Here is an 18,008-nt window from a genome sequence, read left to right on the forward strand (position 1 = left end):
TTTCTCCCTTAAATCTTAATTTAAGCTCTCTGATACCTTAGCTACATTATCAAGTAAGACTTTAATTCTTGACGCTTTCAATTTACTAGAATTAAATTTCGCTTTGAGTTCAGAGTCCGCTTCATTAAAGTAAAACACCAGGTCTGCGTTACTATTTTTATATTGTTCTGCTAAATTGGTATAACTTATCATAGTTCCCCCATCACTAGTTAAATTAAGTGAAGTTTCAAATTTTGATTGTTCAATTAATTTTGAAAAAGTATTATCCAAATTTACTTTATCAAGTTTCAAATATTCCTTACTAAATCTGAGAATTTTTGTCTTCTTAGAATTATCATTATCACAATCATATGAAATATCAATTTTAGTATTAGTTATAACATCTAGTAGTATAAGTACTAATGCTTCAAAAACAGATAACAACTCACTTTGTTTAACTATTTTAACTGTCTCTTCTACAGTTACATCACCAGATTTGTTTCTCAAAAATGGCGATGTGAAGTGAGCACCAATAATTTTTACTTTATTTTGTGATTCTAAAAATTTTACAAGCCTATTAACTGTATTATTCTCAAAAACATCAATGATTTTTAAGCTAACTCCATATTTTCTTTCAATTTGTTTCTGAATACTAACAATATTTATAGAGTCCCCTCCAAGTTCAAAGATAGTACTATCATTTGAAAAATCACTTACATCAAGAATACTAGAGAAAATTTGACGAACCTCTATTAATAAGTTTTCATCATGTCTTTTTTCTGTTTCATATGATTGGTAATCAGACAATAAATTATTAGCTGATTCTAAATCATTCTTTTTATAATTCATAGTATTAGCTAGTAATTTTTTCTTATCCACTTTACCATTTTCTGTAACTGGAATCTTTTCAACTTTATAAATTTCTTGAGGAATCATATATACAGGAAGTTCATTTTTAATTCTTTCCACAATATATCCATACAAGTTAGAATTAATCTCACTCTGGACGAAACAAATAAGTTTATTAATACCACTTTCTGCGCTCTCAATAATTGCTACTACATCTTGAACATCGCAATTATTTTTAATTACTTTTTCAATTTCTGGAAGTTCTACACGATAACCATTTATTTTCACTTGATCATCTAGTCTCCCCATAAACTCAATAGTTCCATTCTCTCGAAGAATACCAAAATCACCTGTTCTGTAAACTTTTCCAAATTGTGAATTATTTACAAAAGATTCAGAAGTTTTTATTGGATTATTTAGATACTCTTCTCCTACACCAACTCCTCCAATAATAATTTCACCTAATACATCAACTGGACAAATATTTAATTTTTCATCCATAATCCAAATTTTTTGATTTCCCAGTGGGTATCCGTATGGTATAGTTTTCCATTTTGATTCAACCTTTGATATTGGATAATATATTGACCATATACTACATTCAGTTGCTCCACCTAAACTATATAAAGCAACCTTTTCTCCAAACTTATCAAAAATTTTACCTGGTAAATCTAAGGGAATATAGTCCCCACTCAACATAACAACTCTTATAGAACTAACTTTTTCATTAATTATTTTTAAGGAATTTTCAGGTACAGAAATATTTTGAATTTTTGTTTCATTCAATTTATAAACTAGATTATTAGTTTCACGACCAAAAATAATACAATTTAGAAACATTTGATTAGCTGATAATGAGAGGTTTTTAGTAATTAATTCACTATCTGCTGCCCCAATTACACAAGATGAGATACCATTGATATTTGCAACTGTAGTAATATGCTGTCCTAAATATCCAGAATCAATTAGAGCATATTTATAACCATCACTACCATATTTTCTAATATTTGCTTCTGAATTATATACCAATAAAATAGTAAAACTTGAATGTTTCGAGATTATCTGATTACTATAATAGTGTACATCGCTTTCAAGAGGGTTATTATTAATTCTATAGATTGTATTGGCTACTGGATTGTAATAATAGATACCTCCGCTTATTCCTTCAATTTTATTATTTTCGATCGAAATATATATATCAATAGGGTAAAGCCCTCCGGCAGATGGATAAAGGTAATGAGAAGTATTGTGCCCCTTTATTTTTCCTAGTGAGGATATAACTTTAAAGAATTTATCCATAGGTATTAAGTCTTCTTCACAAAAACTTCTTGTAGACTTTCTACTTAGAATAAAATCAGGAAAACTATTATTTGATGGGAGATTTATTTTTTCATTATAATTACTAATCACAAACCTACTCGTACAATCACTCTTATATTTGTCACTAGCTTCCTTATCAAATACTATATTTTCATCAATAAGACTGTTTAAGCTTGTCAAATTTTCGAACTCATCACCAATTTTATCTATATTAAAAATTTCATTATTGCTGTAATTTAAATATGCCTTCATGGTGGATGGAACACTATTCCAGACAGTTATCTTCTCTTGCTTAATAATATTATTAATTTCCTCTAGATTTCTCCTATCATCAACAATATAAAGACTGCCTCCAATAGCAAGAGAGCCAAAAATATCAAAAACAGATAAATCAAAACTTAATGAAGACAAAAGTATAAAATGATCATTCCTATTTAGATTAAACCTTTTATTGATATCAACAATTGTATTTACAGCACTTCTGTGAGACACAGCTACCCCCTTTGGCTTTCCTGTACTACCAGAAGTGAAAATCACATAGGCCACCTGTTCTTCGTCATTAATCCCATCAGCTTTTTCTAATTGTTCTATTTTATCAATATCATTAATCATATATTCTATTTCTGCAACATTTTTAATATATGCCACTCTCTCTGAGGGACAATCTTTTTCAATAGGAACATATGTATTACCGCTATATAAAATACTGATTAAATCAATAATAGTCTGACAATTACGTTCATCAATAATCCCAATTTTTTGCCCTTTTTTCCCAATTGTGTGTGTTATACTAGAGGCTCTTTGTATAACTTCTTTTTCTAATTGAGAATATGTATAACTACAATCTTTATCCTTAATAGCAATCTGGTTTGGATAGTTCTTTACTGTATTAAAGAATAGTTGTTCTAATCTACAAGAATCATATCCTACTGTAGTAGTATCATTATAATTTTGGATTATTAACTTATCACTATTCGGTAATTCTGTATCTATATTTTTTTTACCGTTTAAAATTGAAGCAACATTTTGCTCAAAAACTTCAATAATCTTTAGCATAAATTTTTTTGTAAATTTTTGAGTTGAATAATCCCAATTTATTAATATTCCTTCATGACTATTAGAGATTTGCATATCAATATAAACTTGAGGAGTTTGACTGATTCCATAAGTCATTTCTCCTAAATAATCAGTTGCTTGTTTTGTTGTCTCCTCTGAGATTAGACTAGTAACTACATAGGGAACTATTAAATTTTTCTTATACTTATTTGCATATGCTCTTAAAAAATCAATACCGTCAAATGAAATATTATCTATTGCTAAAAACAGATCAGCTTGTAAGGAGGTTACTTTTTCAATAAAATTATCCTCAGAATCTTGATTCTGATTATCTAAAAATATATTACTTGTAAAATCACCAATCAGATTATCAATATCTTCATGTATATTTTTTCTATTAAAAACACTTAAATTGATCGTGAATTTTTTATTTTGACTCCATCTTTTCAAAGTATCAAAGTAAATTTGTATAAAAAAAGCCGTCGGAGTAATATGGTTATTATGGCAAAATTCTTTAATCAAAACCCAAGATTGTTCATTTAAAAATAGAGATTCTCTAGAAAAGACATTCTCTACTCCAGCTTCTGTATCTTTATCAATAATCTGAGGAGATTCAGGGAGTTTATCTAATTTATTCAACCAAAATGTTTTGGCTCTCTCTTTATTTTCGCTATCATTATTTGTGCTTATAATATAATCTCTAAATGATATTCTAGGTGCTAATTTACTAATATCAGCTCCATTATAAGCTGCTAACCATTGACTAGCAAAAATCTTCATGCTTTTGGCATCTGCCAATAAACCATCAATACTAATAAACAAAATAGTATATTTTTCTGAAATACGTAATGCACTAATTTCGAACAATGGCCATTTCGTGTAATCAAAAATTTGATGACTTAATTTATCTCTTCTTCTATTTATTTCTTTATCAATCTCTTCTTGTGTCGAACTACTCATGTCTAAAATATCTATCTGATATTTTAATGTATCAGGGAGTATCCTTTGCTGTAAGTCTTCAGAAAAGATTGCTCTAAGCATACCTTGACTTGAAATAACTTTGTTTAGAGCATTTGATAGTCTTAAAGGATCTAATTGAGTTTTAATTTCAAAATAACCATGTGTTCCATAACCACCCATTTCAGAAAAATTATTTCTTCCTAATAAATAAGATTCCTGCATATTTGTCAAAGGAAACCACTCATTTTCATTTTTCACATCATGCGTGATTTCATTATTTTTGATAAGTCCTAAATCCTCATTTTTATGCAACAGAATATCCATTAAACCATTAAAGGTGCAATTTTTAGAAATTTCTTCAATAGAAATATTTATTCCAAAAATATTTTTTACTTTAGCAGCTAGATTAATTAGTCCTAATGAGTTTAGACCATACTCCATTAAACTTTCATCACGATTACTTACCTCAACTGGCAAAATTTCTATTAAAATTTCTTCTAATTTTGAATTAATTATATTATCCGAATTCTGAAAATTCTGTTCTTGGGTTTTAATCGTTAATTTACTTCTATCAATTTTCCCACTTGTATTATATATAAAAGACTCTACATTTTGGAAAATAGAAGGAACCATATAAATAGGTAGCTTAGCTTCTAACTCTCTTTTCACTTCAGAAACATCAATATTCCCAATATAAAAGCATACCAAGGTATCATTAAGTACTGTTACAGCTGCATCAATAATTGAAAGATCTATATCAAATATTGAACGTTCAATCTCTTCGAGTTCTATACGATAGCCGTTAAACTTCACTTGATTATCATTGCGCCCTCTGAAATATATGTTTCCGTGCTTATCAGTATTCACTAAGTCACCTGTTTTATAGTAACGAAATCCATTTAAATAAAAAAAGTTCTTTTTATTCAAAATATCTCGATTTAGGTACCCCACTGATAAGCCTTCCCCGGATACACATAGTTCACCACTGTCATCGATCAGAAGATTATCTTGACTAATATTTCCAATTGGTATTTGCTTAGAATCTAATTCTTTTAAGTCTTTTGCTTCCCACAAGCAAGCACATACTGTACATTCAGTAGGACCATATGCATTTATATATCTAGTTTCTTCTAAATTGATTTTTTTTAGAAGTTTTTTATGGGGTTCAGAACCAGCAGTGATCAGCAAATTAAAATTAGAAATTACTTCTTCACTGAGCAATTCAGAATAAGATGGAGGTAAGGTGGCAATAGTCACAGAATGATTTTTAACGAAATTCTCAAATTTATTTACATCTTTATCACTGTCTAAAAATAGAGCTAATGTAAGGCCATTCGTTAATGCCATTGAAATTTCCCAAATTGAAGCATCAAAAGAAATGCTAGCGAATTGTAAAATTTTATCATCTTTTCCCAATTTCAAATGTTCATCGAACAGTTCTTTTAAGTAACTAAATCCTTTGTTCGATATTTGAACACCCTTAGGTTTTCCAGTACTACCAGATGTGTAAATTATATATGCGATTTTTTCGTTACTATCATTACTATCATTATCTCTTTTACCTAAAATATTAAAAGTAAGGTTTATATTATCATCTATTCTTAGGTAATCAACAACTGTTAAATCCTCATATTTATAATCAGTTATGATTCCATTTGCTTGACAATCATTTTTTATAAAATCTATTCGTTCTTTGGGATAAGTAATATCTATCGGTACAAAAGTGATGCCAAGTTTAGACAATGATAAAATCGTAATAATGTACTCAGGGCCTCTTCTCATATGCACTATTACATTAGATCCAGGAAGTAATCCTACTTGTTCTATCTTCTTACTATAATCTTCTACTTTATTAAAAAGCTCTTCATAAGTGATACGACTGTAGTCTGTTTCAATTGCTAACTTATTTGGCTGATCATTAAACCTAAAAACTATATCATAAAAATTATATTCCATTATTTTCTCCAATTTACTCTAAAAAAAAGAAATTATCTCATCAAGACTGCTTTCAAATTCTAGAATTATATTCTGAATTTTCTTTCCATTATAAAATTGTGATTTACTTTCAAACCCAATCGAAAAATTATTATCGTCCTTGATATTTACAATCAGTGATAAACTATATTTTGCTTGAATAGTATCTAAAATGTCTATTGACTTAAATTTAATGCCTTCACTTTCAAATTCTAGTTTTTTGTTATGGTTATAAACATACATCCAATCCATTAAATTATTTGCGTATTCACCACAATACGCTTTGTACATCGAATCAATTTTATTAAATGGATATTGACAGTGATTAACTAATTCATTAACCATTTTCCCTATTTTATTAACAAATTTCGAATCGTTTGAAATATTATTTTCTGAAACGGATAATGGCAGAGTATTAAAAAAAGGTCCAATAATTTTTGAAGTAACTTCGTTTGATCTCGTTGAAATTGTGATTCCAATCGTATTTATTGGTTTATATGAAATCTTATTTTTAGTTAAAAATAAGGCTGATAATAATAAAGTGCTAACGGTCACGGATGCCGCTTTAGAAACTTTTAAAAGCTTCTCTATTGTTTCCAATCTTATGTTAACAGGGTAATATTTTGAGACATCTACACCATAAGTCTGTACCATATCATTATCATTTGAAAAATTACCTAAACTTTGAATTTCTTTTTTCCAGAATTTCTCATCTTCAATATTATCTTTTTCATCAATTGAATCTAGATAATCAAAATAATCTATTTCAGAAGATTCATTTTCAATACCATTTAAATAATTTCTTAGATTTTGTGTAAATATTTCACGTGATTTCCCATCAAATATACTATGATGAAAATCAAAAATTAAAAATTTTAGATTTTGTAGACTAAAATAATTACAGTAAAATAGATTTTTTTCTACATCAAAATCTATTAAAGAAGACTTAATAGTATCATTTAAACTTCCGGTACTCATTTCTCTTCTTACAATATCTATTTCATGGCCGTTAACTTTAAAAACAATTTCTCCACTTTCTAATCGTAAACAACTATGTAGTATACGTTGACTAGAAATAAATTTTGAAATCTTATTCAATATTTTATTTTCATTAATTTGAGTTACACCATAAAGCTCAAAAACTAAAGGAGAATTATATTTATATTTTACATGATTAAATTTTTCATCGAAAAATATACTTTGTTGTACTGCAGAAGCTTTTACTGTAGATAAATTGTTATCTTTTGAAATTTGTAAATCATCCTCAGATTTATAACTATTGTTGACCACCTCTATCAAAGGATTCGTACTTAACAATTCAGAAACTCTTATATTTTTATTCTTTTTCTTCATGTAATTTACAAATTTCATTGCTAAAAGAGAGTCACCTCCATTTTCAATAAAGCTTTGATTAAAGTTTATATCTTTTATTAACAAAGCTTTCAATTCTTTTTGCACATCCAAATCAATATTATCTAATTTAACTTTTACATTATTGGTAGAATTATTTGATACTTCTCTCTTGAATTTTTCAGTAAGAAGTTTATTATTCAATTTACCATTTACAGTAAGAGGTATCTCTGAAATATTTATAAAATATTTAGGAACCATAACAGATGTTAACACTTCCGATATATTTTTTCTTAGTCTATAGTCATCTATTTTTAAGCCCGTGTAAAAACAAACCACTGTGTTATCAATAACAGTAACAATAATTTGTGTGTTTTTAGAATTTAAAATATTCTGAATAACATCTTCAATTTCACTAATTTCAATTCTCTGTCCATTAATTTTAACTTGAGAATCCTTTCTACCGATGGTTATTATTTCCGAACTATAGTTATAATATCCGAAATCACCAGAATGATACAACTTTTCTCCATTAAACGAATTTAAATAGAAAAAGTTCTTTTTATTTAGTTCTTCACGATTTATATAGCCATTCGCTACCCCTAGTCCACCTACAATGATTTCTCCAATTTGCATAGGTGCACAAATATTTCCAAACTGATCTAAAATATATGTACTAGAACCAGAAATACTTTTTCCAATAGGGATTGATTTTTTATTATTTCTATCTATTATTTGAATTGTAGATAAAACACTATTTTCAGTGGGTCCATAACCATTAACAAGGACAATATTTTCATTTGAATGATAAATATTTTTTATCAATTTATCCTTGACTATCTCGCCACCTGTTATTATGAATTTGAAATTATTAAATAATTCATTATCATAAGAAAAAAGTTCTTGCAGTAAGGTAAATGACATTATTGATCCAAATTTATGATTAGATGTTAAAATTTGTGATAATCTTTCTATATCGAATATATAGTTTTTCGGTATAATTTCTAAAGTCTTTCCACTAGTTAAAGGTAACCATATTTCCAATTCAGAAATATCAAAACCTAAAGAATTTAGCTGTAAGAAAGTATCGCATCCATTCGATAATTCTTTTAAATTATTATCGTTAATCAGTCTTATTATTCCTGATTCTGGTATCATGACTCCTTTTGGAGTCCCTGTAGTTCCAGAAGTATATAAAATATAAAGATTAGAACAATCGCTTGAAGTACTATTTGACTTGTAGTTTGGATTAATTTTTAATTCATTATGATCTATATAATAACTACAATTTGAATCTTCTAAAATAAATTTCTGTCTTTTTTGAGGGTATTCTGGATCAATTGGCACATAGGTTATCCCCATTTGTACTAATGAAAGAATATTAATAAAAGTATCGAATTCTTTATATCCGATTACCCCAATTATATCCCCTGTTTTTATAACGGTCTTTAGATAAATAATTCTATTTTTTATCAATTTAAATAGAACTTCATAAGTAATTGTTGAATTACCTAATCTTAAGGCGATGTTCTTTGGAAATTTATTAGAAATATCCATGAACCTATCCATTAATGATAAATTTACATTTTTGTCAAAATTTTTTAATGACTTGCTTTCTCTCTCAATTATTTTGCTTATAAACTCAGGCTTTGCTATCTGAATTTTTGATATCCTTTCCCTAGTTTCACAATGAACAATATTTGTTGTAAAGCCAAAGAAATTTTTTATCAACGAATTGATTTGCTCTCTATTGTATATTTTTTTATTATAAATAATCTCTAACTCATTTTTTTGATATTTGAATCTTCTGTAAATTATGCTTATCGGAACTGGTAAATAGTTCGGTGTTTCCTCCTTTACAACTACTTTAGAGTCCTCAATCAAGTGATTCATATTATCTACATAATAATTAAAGCTCCATTCAAACAAGTTTTTTCCATTTGCTTTAAGATTATTTATTAATTCATTATAAGGATAAAAAGAATGTTTAATATCTTTTAGAAAGTTTCTCTTAATTTCTTTGTAAGCATCAATAATACTTTCTTCGCCTGAAAAAGAGTATGAAAATGGAACTGTACTTGTGAACATTCCAAAACAGTTATAAAAACGCTTATTTCGCCTGTTATAATAGGGGACTCCTAATATGCCATTTTTTTCATTAGCAATTCTATATTTGTAAATACATAATAACGTTATTAAAAAAATATTTTCATTTAAGTGATTTTTCTTTAGAAACAATTCCCATTTTTCTAAAAAGTTAGCATCTAAACGAATTAATATTTTCTCCGACGATGGATCTTCGGGAATATTTTCAAATGAATTTTTACAGCTATATAATCTATTTTCCCAATATATTTTATCCTCATTAAATTTTTCCGTATTTTCAAAATATCCTTGTTCTTCTTGTAAGTATTCAATATACTCGATTCCATTATTAAATTCGTGTTCATTATAAATATCAAAAATTGCACCTGCAATTAATCCAATTGAGTACGCATCTACAATTGAATGGTGAAACATTACGAATAGCTGCCCACCGTTTTCATTTTGGTAAACCCCAAATTTAAACAAAAAGTCATTATAAATATCAAATTTGTAATCTAAACAACTTCTTTTATAATTTTCAAATTCTTTTTTGTCAAAAAAAATATTCACTATAGAATTATCAAATTTAAAATCACGATATTTCTGAATAATTTCTTCATTTTTTAATAGATAAGTTGTTCTAAAAATTTTCGAAGAATTAAGAACTGACACAACTGCATTAAGCAATTTATATAAATTAAAAGGAGTAGAAATTTTATAAAAACCTCCTTCGTTTGATATTCTTGGTTCACAATATATTTCTTCAGTATATATAATTCGTTTTTGTGCATTTGTTAAGTTATAATATTCCATTTCAACTTCCTTACTCATTAAAACTAATACTAAAAATAATATTTACAAATTTTTCTATATATTTCTCTTTTTCATCCTCACTATCAAATTTTGAAAAGCTAGGGAATGAATTTTGAATTAAATTCACAATCATTTTTGCTTCTAGTAAAGGGAGATTTTCTTTAAGTTCTGGATTAATAACTGTAAGTATCTCTACAACAATGGAAACCATCTTTTGATTAAAATAAATCATTAATTTTTGAAACTCTTCATCTTTCCTTGAAAGTAACAGGATATCACTATTTAAAAAATGATTTTCCCAATTATTATCTATTCCATTAATTAGAAATTCTTTGAATTTAATTTCTGAACGAATATTTTTTCCTGTAACTTCTTTTCGTAAAACTTCCATTTGCTTTAAAGAATAGTTAAAAAATGTCTTGATTAATTCTTTAAAGACATCTTCCTTACTACTGAAATAATTATAAAAAACTCCCACAGAAACTCCTGCAACCTTTGTAATCTCTTTTGTTGTAATAGAAGTTATGCTTCTATCCTTTAAGAGAGCATCTGTAGCCTTTATTAATTTTTGTTTATTATCATCTTTTGCCATAGTTACCTCAAAATAATTTTATATTCTATAAATGAATTTTAGTTCATTTATAGAGAAAATGCAAGCATTTAGTGAACCAAAAGTCATTTTTCCAACGAATTCTTTTTATATATGAACAAAAAATCATTGAAAAGTCTATTTTTATGTATTATAATAAACTTACCCGTTGTGCTAGTTAATTTTAAAATAGCGTAAGTTATGAGCCAGAATAATTTTTTCAATTCGTAACTAGAGGCAGGCTAGCCCTCTAGCTAATGTATGTTCAATATCAAAAAGTCAACACAGTTCATAAAAACGAGTTTCAATAATTCGTCTCATTTCAAAATCATTATGCTCTTCAGTCCTTACCATGTTTTGTCAAAATGGTGCCCATAAATGGTAAACTTTCTGTTCTAAGTCCGTTTTGAGTTCACTGCTTAAGTAGCCTGAATCACCTAGGATAACCGATTGTTTACATTCCGCTAATATCATGGACAGTGGCTGGTGTGACAACATAGTTCAGAATATAGCCTGATAAGCTCACCAGCATATGAACCTTGAAACCGTAGAACCAAAGATGTTTAGATGCGTTACAGCCAATATCGGCTAATCCTTAAAAAAATAGCCACTTGGTGATTGTGAACAAGTTTGCAAAGTGGTAAAGGAAAACTATCTATCTATAATGGCGACTCTATCAGATAGAAGCATTTCACTCATAACTCATAGCTTTTCGGATTAATTAGACGAGCTTAATTAATTGTTTAGGACGACGCTTGAAATGACTTTTTAGTAGCTGACCACAAGGAAAAAGGTGGCAGATGTTGTAGAAATGGCGTTGTGATGTCATCCTAGTTCATCTTGTAACAATAGCAAGAAAAGAAGTGATTCATCTTAAATCTTGACCAAACACCAACATTACGCCGATATTTGAAGGAATCGGGGCAATAGTTTTGGCAGAAGTTATGACAAATTTGGGATAATTGACGTAAATTCCATTGCAAATCAAATAATGAGATTTAGCAGTATACTGTAAGTGGTTCATTTGAGCTTTTATTGTATTTTAATATTAACTAGCACAAGGGATAATGAACACATAATTTAATAGAACTAATAGTTTGAGGTATCTTCATGAAAATTTTTTGTCTCCCATATGCTGGTGGCTCATCATCAATCTACTCATCTTGGAAAAATTTATTTAGAAATTGCACTATAATTCCAATAGACTTACCTGGTCACGGTACGAATATAAACATGAATCTATTAGATACATTTTCTAAAAATCTTGAGTTCCTTTATAATGAAATTGTCTCCAACATTTCTGATTCAGAAAAATATTGTATCTTTGGACATAGTCTAGGTGGTTTATTTACCTATGAGATTTGTAAAAAAATTGAGCAGTCAGATTTTCATAATCCTGATAAAATTTTTATTTCAGCAACTAAACCTCCTATGTATAAGGAAAACTATCATTTGGAAACAAATGCAGAATTAAAAGACATTTTAATTGACTATAACGCTACACCTAAAGAAATTTTATACAACGAAGAAATCTTTAACTTTTTTAGGCCAATAATATTAAATGATTTCAAAGTCTATAATGACTATGAATTAAGTGATAATACTCAACAGATAAAAACCAAAACGATTATTTTTTATGGCACAAGAGACTCTATTTTTCATGAAGAACTAAACAAATGGCAATTATTATGTACAGATAATATTGATTATTACCCCGTTGAGGGAGATCATTTTTTTATTACTTCAAATTTGAGTCAAGTATCAAAAATAATTAAAGACATGGTAAATTAGGAGATATAACCAATGTTGATCTTGATATCTGATATATCTAAGTTGGATTCTCAAATCATTGATTACGTTTTTTTAGATAGAATACCATCATATAGATTAAAAACTAAAAATAAAAGCGATATTCAAAAATCAATTAATTCATTAAAATTACTTAAAATTGGATTAAATGAATTTGGAATTGATTTATTAAATGAAGATTTAGTATACAATGAATTCGGAAGACCAAATTTAAAAAGAGAAGACATCTTCTTTAACATTTCTCATTCAGGAAAGTATATTACATGTGCTATTTCAAATAAAATGATTGGTATAGACATACAAAAACATATCGAGAAGTTTGAAGAAATAATACCTTTCTTTAGCACTTCTGAACAAGAATACCTAGCCAGTATATCTTTACATAAAATATTGATAAAAGAATTTTTTAAGATTTGGACAGTTAAAGAAAGTTACTTAAAATTTTTAGGTGACGGTCTATATAAAGAATTAGATTCTTTCTCACTTTTTCTTGATATGAAACAAATAATCGATGGAGATCAAATCGTCAAAGGTATTTTGTATAAGAATTTTTCTATCTCTGAAGAGTATACTATGTCTGTTGTATCTAGTTTTGACGATAACTATGAAATTAGATATGTTGACCCTAAAATACTGACATGTCAATAAAAATTCCACTTTTGGGGAGAAATCCATCGATTACTCTGCAAAGAGTTTTATGATATACACTGTAGCCACAAACATGTCAAGTTAGTTCACCAGTACCAGCAAATATTTTTTTAATCTCATAACTTTTATTTAACATCATTATTCGTTTACAGTCATAAAAACATTCTTGCTACTATTAGCTTCACTCTAATTTTAACCTCAATATAATAAACTTTTTTCTGTCACTATAGACTATTTTTATTCATTCTAGATAAACATCTTCTTGGAATTCTGGCTCTATATGTTTATTAGTATTGAGAATCTTTACAAGCATTTCTAACTTCCTAGATAGTCTCTCATACTTGTCAAGATACAAACCAAGTTCTTCTTGCGTTACCCTTATTTCTTCTTTCACTTGTTCAATTGAAACCGCTTCTGTTAAGTTCAATTTTGAAAAGTCATATCTTGCAAGCTTTCGACTGCTCATATCCTCACTCTTCAAATTGATAAGCACTTCCGCCATCTTATTTAAGTTGGCGATTTTTTCATTAATTTGATTTAGTTTTATATCTATCTCTGCTATTTCTTTTACTAACTCGTCTTTAATGTCTTGGTATTTCTTATCTGCTTCAGTTAATTCAATGAAGAGGTTAATCTCAGTAATCTTTTCCTGTAGACTCTTAACTGTAGGTCTTCTGTATGGTATTACTCGACTATCGTTGGTTAGCTGTCTTATCAATGTTCTCCTTTGACATACTGATTCTTATCCGAATGTTCTTTGTTATAGACAAAATATGAGGTTGTCTCTCGGATATAGACTTTATATTTTGTCTGATTGTCTTCTTCAATAATATCTAGCTGATAATTAGGAATGAAAATAAGACCGCTCTGTTTGACACCGAAAGCCACCTTGATATAGACGCCCTCATCAACTAGCTTCTCAATTTGATGTTCTGCAAGTTCCACTTCAAATTCGTGAACGGCATCTCGTTTTTCCTTAAATGTCTTAAAGGATTCCTCAATCTCTTCAGTGGATACTTTATCCTTATCTCGTTCTTCTTGGAAAGCATGGTACTGTTCCTGTAAATTCTCTAATCCTTCTGAAGCAACGATTTCCTTATTTTTAAAATAATCTTGAAAAAATTTGACATCATATAATTTCTTATCACTTATTTTTTTATGACCCAAACTTATCTTTTGATTATCTTCTTCCAGGATAAAAGTTACATTTTTGTGCTTTAAGTCAATGGTGAGATTCAATTCTTTTGCTTTTGTCAGTAACTCATCCAAAGAATTGACACGATTCAACAAAAATTCTAAACAACTTTCAATTTCTATCTTGGCAAAATGCGTTCTAAAAAATTCTTCATCATATAGATCTCGTTTGCTGAGTTGGCGTCCTCGAATTGGTTTTATCATCATTCTATCTGTCATAAAAAAACGGCTATGCTTTTGACTAAAATCAATCTGAACATACAACTGCTTTGCTTTCTCTAAAAGATCATCAAACGATTTAGATTGCTGAAGCAAAAAATAAAGACGTTGTTTCAATTCAAATTTATGACTAGATTCCTTATATTTTTTATAATCTCGATAGGAATAACGTTTCTCAATCATTTTTGCACCAGCCATTTTAGAAATACGGTCTGAAATCATACGGAGGTTTCGTTCCAAGGCATAGTTCCATATCAACTTTTTATCTGAATTGCGGTCAATAGCGTTGATTATGATGTGATTATGAACATGATCTTTGTCTGTATGAGTTGCTACGATAAACTTAAAACGACCTCCTGTCAATTCCATCATGGTCTCATAACCAATGCGGTTAATTTCTTCAGGTGTCAGATTATCTTCAGGAGAAAATGATTGAATGAGGTGATGAGCATGAATAGTTTGTTGGTGTTTTTCTTGTCGGTCGTTTCTGGATTCGTACAACTTGTCATTATTGGTGAAGTTGACATTGTACATCTCTACCATTTCTGCATGACTAGGGAAGTCCAAGTAATTGCTCATGCCAAAATCAGATACCAATTTCAAATTGTCCGTTTTATCAGGGTTGAGAATATACTTAATTAAACGCCTACGATATTTTTTTCCGTGCGTCGCAAAGTGTTTAGTAACTACCATGAAACTCCTTCAGTCTTTTCACCTCCGCTTGAAATTCTTTGTCCACTTCCTTAATTAACTCTCCGACTCCTTTACTCAATTCTTGTAATTGGTCCTGAGAAATCAGATGGCTTTGATTAATCGCACGCGCAATTTGATTTATGTTATTTCCAATCCGTCTCAATTCAAAAACTAACTGGTCATAAGTATCAGTGTTAATCATGACAAATGACATATTGGGATTAAGTAAAACTTTTCTGGCATAGACTGAGAAATTTTGACAATTGCTCTTAGCAATCCGTTCATTCAATTGGTGTAATTCTGGATCAGTTAGAAATACTTTTTTGAGATTAGTACGATAGCGATAAACCATTACATCCTCCTAACCCATATATTTTTCACGGAACTCACGACTGAGTGGCTGCACTTGATTCACTTCTGCAATCAATTCTTGAACGCAAGTCAATAAGATTGAGACGTGCTCTTGCGTCACTTGATGATTTTCTCTTGCGATAACCAGAACTTTATACACATCTCGACTAATCTGTTCAAACTTTTGAGACTGCCAAAGGGAGAACCAACTTTCAAAAATTCTATCCTGATAATTCTTTTTCAATAAATTCTGACGAAGAAATTCTGAGAAACTATCCATTTTTTGTTCCCTCATCATTTCTTTTATCTGTTTTTCTTCTTGTCTCGTGATTCTAAATTGCTTTCTGATTGACTTAATTTCTTGTCCCATTCTGATATCCCTTCAACATTCTACTTGTCTGACAGTGTAAGTCTACCTCACATTGTCAGTACGCTTCCTAAAGACCTCACTTGCTTCTTGTTCGGTCTTTGCGAGCTCAGATATTGTGTCCACAATATCCCAAAAATCATATCGCCAGCTGACTAAAACCTTCCAGTTTTGACAGCTAACGATAAGATAACTTGGTGACTCTGCCCCCAAACCCCCAGAGAAAAATCTTAGTTGGATTTTTTAAAAGTTGAGAAAAGTATAGCAGAAGAAATTTGGGGAAGTTATCACAGGAAAAAAGAGAGCAAAAGCTCTCATAACAATCCACTTAAACACTACAGAGTAGTTAAAAATTAGTAACTAATATTTTATATAATAAAGTAACTGGAGTTTTATCTTATGTTTTCTAGTATTCATCTTAAAGAACGTAGAATATCCAATCTTAACTCTCTAATCTATTGAAAATCAATAGAGCTTCATACAACAAGTGGGAAATGAGGAAATCCGTTCCAAATCAAAAAAATCTTTCTACTCTTGCAAGAACACCTGATGTTCCAACAATCTATTTTAAATCAGAATACAAGATTATGCCCCCTATCTTCAGTTCTCTTCAAAAAATTAAGATAAGGTTGATGAGTACGCAGGGGAATTACTTCAAACACAATAATCACATGATAAGGTTGTGACACGTTTTCCTGTAGAAGTGTTCTATGATGTTTCTCTTTCTACTGGTCTTGGAGAATCTCTCTTTGATGAATAGTGGATGCTGCGCTCGAAAACTATCAACATCAATAATGATTATTTTGCCCTGAAACTCTTTGAACTTGATACAATGGATAGTTTTCTTTCTAGTTCGCCACGAAAGAAAGCTACTGGATTTTGTCTCATTTTCTTTCCTCTCGTCAGTGTGTGAATATTGCAAGCTAAGGTACGGGCAAACTCCTCCTCACTATATCATAAAAACTCATTAAGCTACTATCCGATTTTCTGGTGTTTTCTAGTATGCTCTAAATACCATCCAAGTAATCTCTGTAACGCTCCAGTTCTTCTAAAGTAGTCAACAGATAAATGTTAGTATTCACCATAGCAGACAAGTCTACACTCATCATTTCTCTCATCATCAAAGGGAATATCTTGATAACGATAGAGACAAGATAGGAGACTTTGTTCCACATTTCTTGACAATCTTCATTTTTAAAGTTAATTCATAATCTTCAACCGGATTCAACATTTCTTCTTTCCCCACAATATCGACATAGGATACGTTGAACTTCTAGCAAATAGCACCTATCAGCTCAGTTGAAAGTGGACTTGTACCGTTCTAGTAACTACTAAGGCTATTACGTGAAATACCCCCAATTCATGCAAATTCTGGTTGTGTCATATCATGTGTCTTTCGTAAAGATTTGATATGGTCTCCAATCAGGGCAATTTCTTTTTACTTAAAAATACTATCATATCATTTAGAATTTTAAAAAAGACTGATTCAAATTCATTAGGGGATATAGTTCTAAAATTGAAATTTTTCGTGCTAATCCTATGAAATCTCGATTTTCTAATAAATTTGTACTTATTTTCTTCAGACTATATAAATATCTCGTTGTTGTAAGTTTGTAATTGACTCAAAAGTATTAGATATAATTTCAAAACAGTGTTTTAAGCTATAGTTGACCAATATCAGAGTTTGCTATTTAATGTTAAGTAAAAATTCATTATACAATTCAAGCTACTGAAGATGAATTTATGGTATAC

General features: G+C 29.2%; 7 protein-coding genes and 3 pseudogenes. 2 read left to right on the forward strand and 8 right to left on the reverse strand.

Annotated features, from left to right (window positions below; all coding sequences use genetic code 11):
- Nucleotides 1-15: 15 nt before the first annotated feature.
- The 4 genes and pseudogenes from dltA to SMSK597_RS12930 form a co-directional block, all read right to left on the reverse strand.
- Nucleotides 16-6,120: a D-alanine--poly(phosphoribitol) ligase subunit DltA gene (gene dltA / locus SMSK597_RS09190; protein WP_004238214.1), complete on the reverse strand. Its 6,105-nt coding sequence runs from the start codon at nt 6,118-6,120 to the stop codon at nt 16-18.
- A gap of 18 nt (nt 6,121-6,138) precedes the next feature.
- Nucleotides 6,139-10,386, reverse strand: a complete 4,248-nt coding sequence (locus tag SMSK597_RS09195; RefSeq protein ID WP_000456991.1) for a condensation domain-containing protein — start codon at nt 10,384-10,386, stop codon at nt 6,139-6,141.
- A 10-nt stretch (nt 10,387-10,396) separates the two neighbouring features.
- Nucleotides 10,397-10,978 carry a TetR/AcrR family transcriptional regulator gene (locus SMSK597_RS09200; RefSeq protein ID WP_001029880.1) on the reverse strand — a complete coding sequence of 194 codons (582 nt, stop codon included), beginning with the start codon at nt 10,976-10,978 and terminating at the stop codon, nt 10,397-10,399.
- 228 nt (nt 10,979-11,206) lie between these two features.
- A pseudogene (locus SMSK597_RS12930) lies at nt 11,207-11,999 on the reverse strand (IS982 family transposase).
- 86 nt (nt 12,000-12,085) lie between these two features.
- On the opposite strand from SMSK597_RS12930, the gene SMSK597_RS09205 reads away from it, so the two are divergent.
- Both SMSK597_RS09205 and SMSK597_RS09210 read left to right on the forward strand, forming a co-directional pair.
- On the forward strand, nt 12,086-12,766 hold the full coding sequence (locus tag SMSK597_RS09205; RefSeq protein WP_000688007.1) for a thioesterase II family protein: 681 nt from the start codon (nt 12,086-12,088) through the stop codon (nt 12,764-12,766).
- A gap of 12 nt (nt 12,767-12,778) precedes the next feature.
- Nucleotides 12,779-13,432: a 4'-phosphopantetheinyl transferase family protein gene (locus tag SMSK597_RS09210; protein ID WP_000906152.1), complete on the forward strand. Its 654-nt coding sequence runs from the start codon at nt 12,779-12,781 to the stop codon at nt 13,430-13,432.
- A gap of 241 nt (nt 13,433-13,673) precedes the next feature.
- Here SMSK597_RS09210 and SMSK597_RS09215 read toward each other — a convergent pair.
- From SMSK597_RS09215 to SMSK597_RS12940, 4 genes and pseudogenes are all read right to left on the reverse strand, one after another.
- Nucleotides 13,674-15,538 (reverse strand): annotated as a pseudogene (locus tag SMSK597_RS09215) (SAG1250 family conjugative relaxase).
- Entirely contained in the window at nt 15,525-15,890 is a 366-nt protein-coding gene (locus tag SMSK597_RS09220; protein ID WP_000263036.1) for a MobC family plasmid mobilization relaxosome protein, read from the reverse strand. Before SMSK597_RS09220 ends, SMSK597_RS09215 begins: the two are co-directional and overlap by 14 nt.
- Before the next feature lie 9 nt (nt 15,891-15,899).
- The gene (locus SMSK597_RS09225) at nt 15,900-16,259 is read right to left on the reverse strand and encodes an SAG1252 family conjugative relaxosome accessory protein (RefSeq protein WP_000529546.1); all 360 of its coding nucleotides are present in this window, start codon (nt 16,257-16,259) and stop codon (nt 15,900-15,902) included.
- A gap of 1,004 nt (nt 16,260-17,263) precedes the next feature.
- Nucleotides 17,264-17,607, reverse strand: a pseudogene (locus SMSK597_RS12940) (XRE family transcriptional regulator).
- Nucleotides 17,608-18,008: the final 401 nt, after the last annotated feature.

The organism is Streptococcus mitis SK597, from assembly GCF_000148545.1.
Taxonomy (GTDB): Bacteria; Bacillota; Bacilli; order Lactobacillales; family Streptococcaceae; genus Streptococcus; species Streptococcus mitis_C.

What these genes read in the sequence shown, in the direction of transcription:
- dltA (WP_004238214.1), bottom strand. Translation starts at nt 6,120, where the DNA reads ATGGAATATAATTTTTATGATATAGTTTTTAGGTTTAATGATCAGCCA.
- SMSK597_RS09195 (WP_000456991.1), bottom strand. Translation starts at nt 10,386, where the DNA reads ATGGAATATTATAACTTAACAAATGCACAAAAACGAATTATATATACT.
- SMSK597_RS09200 (WP_001029880.1), bottom strand. Translation starts at nt 10,978, where the DNA reads ATGGCAAAAGATGATAATAAACAAAAATTAATAAAGGCTACAGATGCT.
- SMSK597_RS09205 (WP_000688007.1), top strand. Translation starts at nt 12,086, where the DNA reads ATGAAAATTTTTTGTCTCCCATATGCTGGTGGCTCATCATCAATCTAC.
- SMSK597_RS09210 (WP_000906152.1), top strand. Translation starts at nt 12,779, where the DNA reads ATGTTGATCTTGATATCTGATATATCTAAGTTGGATTCTCAAATCATT.
- SMSK597_RS09220 (WP_000263036.1), bottom strand. Translation starts at nt 15,890, where the DNA reads ATGGTTTATCGCTATCGTACTAATCTCAAAAAAGTATTTCTAACTGAT.
- SMSK597_RS09225 (WP_000529546.1), bottom strand. Translation starts at nt 16,259, where the DNA reads ATGGGACAAGAAATTAAGTCAATCAGAAAGCAATTTAGAATCACGAGA.